The organism is Nostoc sp. CHAB 5715, from assembly GCF_020829685.1.
Taxonomy (GTDB): domain Bacteria; phylum Cyanobacteriota; class Cyanobacteriia; order Cyanobacteriales; family Nostocaceae; genus Nostoc.
This window is the reverse complement of record NZ_JAIVFR010000530.1, coordinates 1-5,257: the sequence shown is the minus strand read 5'-3', so window position 1 is coordinate 5,257 and position 5,257 is coordinate 1. Positions and strand designations below refer to the sequence as shown.

The window sequence follows — 5,257 nt, the reverse complement described above, 5'->3', positions numbered from 1 at the left end:
GGAATTAATCTTAGGGAAGCGTCCTACGAAATTCAACAAAGCGTGTTAAAAATGGTAACTGAGTCAAAAACACAGCTTTTGAAAGAGTAGGGAAGGTTGATTACCGAAGTATCATTAACATCTAGGGTGGAAAAATTTAATCTAATTAGCTGTTCTAAAGAATGGTTAAACTTGTTGGTGTACTTGATTAATCAAGCAAGTAATAAGTTTGCAAGTATAAGGTATAGGTTTCAATGGCACCGCCTCTTGTGTCTGTTCCGATGAAGAAAAATAAAAAACCGTCTCTGGTGCTGACGCTCTCGGCTGCTGGGCTATTGATTGGTGCGGGAAGTGTAGCATACTGGTTGTTAAGTCAGAGACAACTATCTTCTAGCGATTTGCTAGTAGGTGCAAATATTATTCCTGGTGATGCCCTGTTTGCGGTTTCTCTGACAACAGATCCCCAGCAGTGGCAAAAATTGCGAGAGTTTGGCACAAAAGAAACCCAAGCAGAACTGGACAAAAATTTAGTAGAATTGCGCGATCGCTTTCTCACTAATAATGGTTACGACTTCCAGAAAGATATCGCTCCTTGGGTAGGCAATGATGTTACGATCGCAATTCTTGCCCCGGCAATAGCGAGTAAAACTGCACCCAAACCAGTTACCACCAATGAAGATGCTGCAAGCGTTCAGCAGTCGATGGTAATGGTATTACCAGTGAAAAATCCAGAAATCGCCAAAAACATTTTGGCACAACCCAAAACCCTTAAACAAGGTAAATGGATTGACCGTACTTATCAAGGGATCGCCATTAAACAAAGTGAGGGACAAGCAGTAAAAAACTTTTCAGCAGCATTACTAGATGGGCGTTTTTTAGTTATAACTGATAATCCCAAAGCCACAGAACGAGCAATTGACGCTTACAAAAATCAAACATCTCTAGCCACAACAGGGGGCTTTGCTGAGAACTTTCCAAAAATTGTCAACGACCAACGCTTTGGCCAATTTTACGTAAATGTACCAACAGCAGCCAAAATAGCCGCAGCTTCTCCGAATCGCCCTTTACCTGCTCAAGTTTTGGCTCAACTGCAAAATAACCAAGGTTTAGCGGGGACAATGATCTTAGAGGCAGAAGGAATCCGCTTCAAGGGCGTTTCTTGGTTAAACCCTAATAGTCAACGGGTGCTGGCGGTAGAAAACAAAGCTGGGCAAATGCAAAGCCGCGTACCAGCAGAAACCTTAATGATGCTTTCGGGGGGAAACTTACAGAGGTTGTGGGGAGATTACGTTTTAACATCTCAGGGAAATCCCCTCTCACCGATCGCACCAGAACAACTTAGAGGTGGTATAAAATCTCTTACGACTCTCGATTTAGATAAGGATTTGCTCAGTTGGATGAAAGGCGAGTTTTCCTTATCAGTGATTCCTGCTACTCCAAAAGAAGGTTCACCAAATGATTTTCGTGCGGGTTTGGTGTTTATGGTACAGGGAAGCGATGCCGTTGGCGGAGCGTCTCCAAGAGTTGGCGGGCAAAGCCTACGCAACTCAGCTGAAAGATCAATAAAACAGCTGGATGAGGTGATGAGAAATCAATTCCAGTTCCAAGTCCAACCGGCGAAAGTCGCAGGACAACCCGTTGTTAACTGGGTTTCACCCTATGGGACGTTAACTGCAACCCACGGCTGGTTAGATGGAAATGTCGCCTTTCTAGTAGTAGGCGCTCCCGTTACTGATAAAATTCTTCCCAAACCCAACAACACACTAGCTAGCACGATCCCCTTCCAACAAACAGTTCCTACAGAACCAAATCCGACAAATGGTCAATTTTTCCTGGATGTGGAACGAACTGTGAAAAATTTCCCTTTACCAACTCTAATTCCCAATCAACAAACTTTGCTTGATGCAACGCGCTCAATTGGAATGACATCTGCTGTCAGCGACAGTCGCAGTAACCGTTACGACATTTTTCTAGCACTTAAAAAAGTTAGGAACACGACTCCCTTGCCTAGTCCAGAAAGCAATAAGAGCAACTCTGTTAGATAGGGGAGTGGGGAGTAGGGAGTGGGGAGTAGGGAGTGGGGAGTGGGGAGTGGGGAGATGAGGGAGCAGGGGGAGATGAGGGAGTGAGGGAGTGAGGGACAAAAATTAATAACCAATGCCCAATGCCCACTTGCCCTGAGCGAAGCCGAAGGGATGCCCAATGCCCAATTTCCTATTCCCCATTCCCTATTCCCCATTCCCCATTCCCCATTCCCCTCTAAGCATATAGGATCAGAACAGTCAGAATCCATATTTTAAATCATCCACGGAGAGAAGACTTTATGAATTTGGTTGTACTCCAGAACTGGCTGGACAATGCCTCCTTTGCCATATTATTCCTGACAATGCTGGTGTATTGGGGAGGAGCGGCTTTTGGGAATCTGCCTTATCTAGCCGCTTTGGGGACAGCTGGGATGGCGATCGCTAATTTGTGTATGGCGACTCTACTAGGGGCGCGATGGATCGAAGCTGGTTACTTTCCCTTAAGTAATCTCTATGAATCCCTGTTTTTCTTAACTTGGGGAATTACCACCGTCCATCTGATTGCTGAAAGTAGTAGCCGTAGCCGCTTAGTAGGAGTTGTTACAGCTCCTGTGGCAATGTTGATCGCTGCTTTTGCTACTATGACACTACCATCCCAGATGCAAGCGTCAGAACCCTTAGTACCTGCCTTGAAGTCAAATTGGCTGATGATGCATGTCAGCGTCATGATGTTGAGTTATTCTGCTTTGATGGTGGGTTCGTTATTAGCGATCGCTTTTTTAGTTGTGACTCGCGGTCAAAACGTCCAACTACAAGGTAGTTCTGTAGGTACTGGTGGTTATCGCAGCAACGGCTACCGCTTAAACAAAGCATCTGAGCTAATATCTCAACCATTAGCCCCTTCTGCCGAAAATAACGGCTTTGCTCGTTTTGAAACTAGTAGCAACGGCAACGGTAATGGTAACACCGCAGTTTTGGGTTTAGTCACAACAACCCCAATCCAAAATCCAAAATCCGAAATCCAAAATTTGGAACCCCTTTCACCCCAGCGCCTTAGCCTTGCTGAAACCCTCGACAATATCAGCTATCGCATCATCGGACTCGGATTTCCCTTATTGACAATTGGCATTATTGCCGGTGGCGTTTGGGCTAACGAAGCTTGGGGTTCCTACTGGAGTTGGGACCCCAAAGAAACTTGGGCATTAATTACCTGGTTAGTGTTCGCCGCCTATCTCCACGCCCGAATCACTCGCGGTTGGCAAGGGCGTCGTCCCGCAATTTTAGCCGCCACTGGTTTTGTTGTTGTTTGGGTTTGCTATCTCGGTGTGAATCTTTTGGGTAAAGGTTTGCATTCTTACGGATGGTTCTTTTAAGAACCTCGCTAAGACAGTACTGAGTATTGAGTATTTTACTTTTACTCATAACTCAGGACTTAGTAAAATCTCGCGTAAAACTATGGTGAGTTGAGTGTTGAAGTTGAAACGCACAGGAGTGCAGAGTTTTTCTTTGCCCCTACTCTTACGAGATCGCTAAGAGCGATTGCGCCAGAAAAAAATTATTACTGATAATGACCATTGTACAGACGCGATTAATCGCGTCTCTACTGACTAATGACTAATGACCAATGACTAAATCTATAAAATCATCATTTTATTTCGGATGAACTGTTATATCCCTAGAAAATATAGATTTATTGACAGGAGTTTTTATGGAAGATGGATTCGAGATACTAAACCATGATGAAGTTGTGTCTATAGAACCAGACACTTTTAATAAGTTAAATATTGCTAAAACTTTTAAAGTCCGTGATTTGATTACAGCAATTAAGGAATATATTGGAGCGGAAGAAACAGATGAAGTAAATTTGTATACCCAAGGATTAAATTGCGAAGTTTTGCAATTTAGTACTCAGGGATGGAAAAAAGGAAAAGTTAGACTTGCTTTAGAATTTTGTCCTGAGGGTTCTGAATCACCACTTGATGAAATTTTTCAAAGACTCAAACAAGTAGAAAACTAATACCCAATTAGCAAAAGATCCCCGACTTCTTTAAGAAGTCGGGGATCTGAGCCTCTCAATGTTTGCAAATAAAATAGGATGTGCTGAATTGCTATCAAAATTCATTAATAAAATAAAGATGCACTAATAACTGAGAAACGGTAAACCTACCATGCTAAATTACGATCCATTAGCTTGTTTGCCCTCATCAGAGGAATTGCCTGACTCTGACGATACCCCTGTGGATAATGAATTACAAGATTTAATTCCCGGTTTACTCAAAGCGCTTTTGGCAATAGCTTGGCCAGAACGCATGGATTGGTTTTTTGGCGTTGATATGGGTATTTATTATGACCCAGATTTACCAGCGATAGTCCCAGATGGATTTTTGAGTCTGGGCGTTGAGCGATTTTATGATGAAAACCTCCGTCCCAGTTATGTGCTTTGGGAAGAAAGGAGAGTACCAGTATTAGCGCTAGAAGTAGTATCTCAAAAATATCGTGGTGAGTACTCTACTAAAAAAGCAGAGTATGCCAAATTAGGGATTTTATATTATGTAATCTACAATCCGAATCGTCGCCGAAAGCCACGTTTGGAAGTATACAAATTAATTAATGGTAGTTACACTGCTTTAGAAGATAGTAATCCCATTTGGCTACCAGAGATTGGTTTAGGAATTGGCATGGAACGGGGAACTTATCTAGGCATTCCTCGCCAGTGGTTGTATTGGTATAACCAGCAAGGGGAAAAGCTTTTAACACCCGAAGAAAACGCAAAACTCGCTCAACAAGAAACCCAAGAAGCTAAACAAGAAGCTCAACAAGCAAAGCAAGAAGCGCAGCAAGCACAACAAGAAGCGCAACAAGCAAAGCAAGAAGCTCAACAAGCAAAGCAAGAAGCGCAGCAAGCACAACAAGAAGCGCAGCAAGCACAGCAAGAAGCGCAGCAAGCACAACGACGCGCCCAATTATTAGCAGAGCAGTTGCGATCGCTTGGCATAAATCCTGATTCTCTCATTTAAATTGCTATCAAAATTCATTAATAAAATAAAGATGCACTAATAACTGAGAAACGGTAAACCTACCATGCTAAATTACGATCCATTAGCTTGTTTGCCCTCATCAGAGGAACTGCCTGACTCTGACGATACCCCTGTGGATAATGAATTACAAGATTTAATTCCCGGTTTACTCAAAGCGCTTTTGGCAATAGCTTGGCGAGAACGCATGGATTGGTTTTTTGGCGTTGATATGGGTAT

At 43.1% G+C, this 5,257-nt stretch carries 5 protein-coding genes; 4 read left to right on the top strand and 1 reads right to left on the bottom strand.

Annotated elements, in window-relative coordinates:
- Positions 1-233: 233 nt before the first annotated feature.
- Positions 234-2,024 carry a DUF3352 domain-containing protein gene (locus LC574_RS25165; protein ID WP_229456273.1) on the top strand — a complete coding sequence of 597 codons (1,791 nt, stop codon included), beginning with the start codon at positions 234-236 and terminating at the stop codon, positions 2,022-2,024.
- On the opposite strand, the gene LC574_RS38245 is transcribed toward LC574_RS25165, so the two are convergent.
- Positions 2,017-2,151 carry a hypothetical protein gene (locus LC574_RS38245; RefSeq protein WP_267871674.1) on the bottom strand — a complete coding sequence of 45 codons (135 nt, stop codon included), beginning with the start codon at positions 2,149-2,151 and terminating at the stop codon, positions 2,017-2,019. The two genes, LC574_RS25165 and LC574_RS38245, sit on opposite strands and share 8 nt — an antisense overlap.
- Positions 2,152-2,302: 151 nt before the next feature.
- Between LC574_RS38245 and ccsB the strand changes: the two genes are divergently transcribed.
- The 3 genes from ccsB to LC574_RS25150 all read left to right on the top strand — a co-directional run bounded on the left by ccsB (position 2,303) and on the right by LC574_RS25150 (position 5,020).
- The gene (gene ccsB, locus LC574_RS25160) at positions 2,303-3,376 is read left to right on the top strand and encodes a c-type cytochrome biogenesis protein CcsB (RefSeq protein ID WP_229456272.1); all 1,074 of its coding nucleotides are present in this window, start codon (positions 2,303-2,305) and stop codon (positions 3,374-3,376) included.
- A gap of 335 nt (positions 3,377-3,711) precedes the next feature.
- Positions 3,712-4,020: a KGK domain-containing protein gene (locus tag LC574_RS25155; protein ID WP_229456271.1), complete on the top strand. Its 309-nt coding sequence runs from the start codon at positions 3,712-3,714 to the stop codon at positions 4,018-4,020.
- Positions 4,021-4,171: 151 nt separating this feature from the next.
- Complete coding sequence (locus LC574_RS25150; protein ID WP_229456270.1) at positions 4,172-5,020, top strand: Uma2 family endonuclease; 849 nt, start codon at positions 4,172-4,174, stop codon at positions 5,018-5,020.
- The last annotated feature ends 237 nt before the right edge of the window (positions 5,021-5,257 follow it).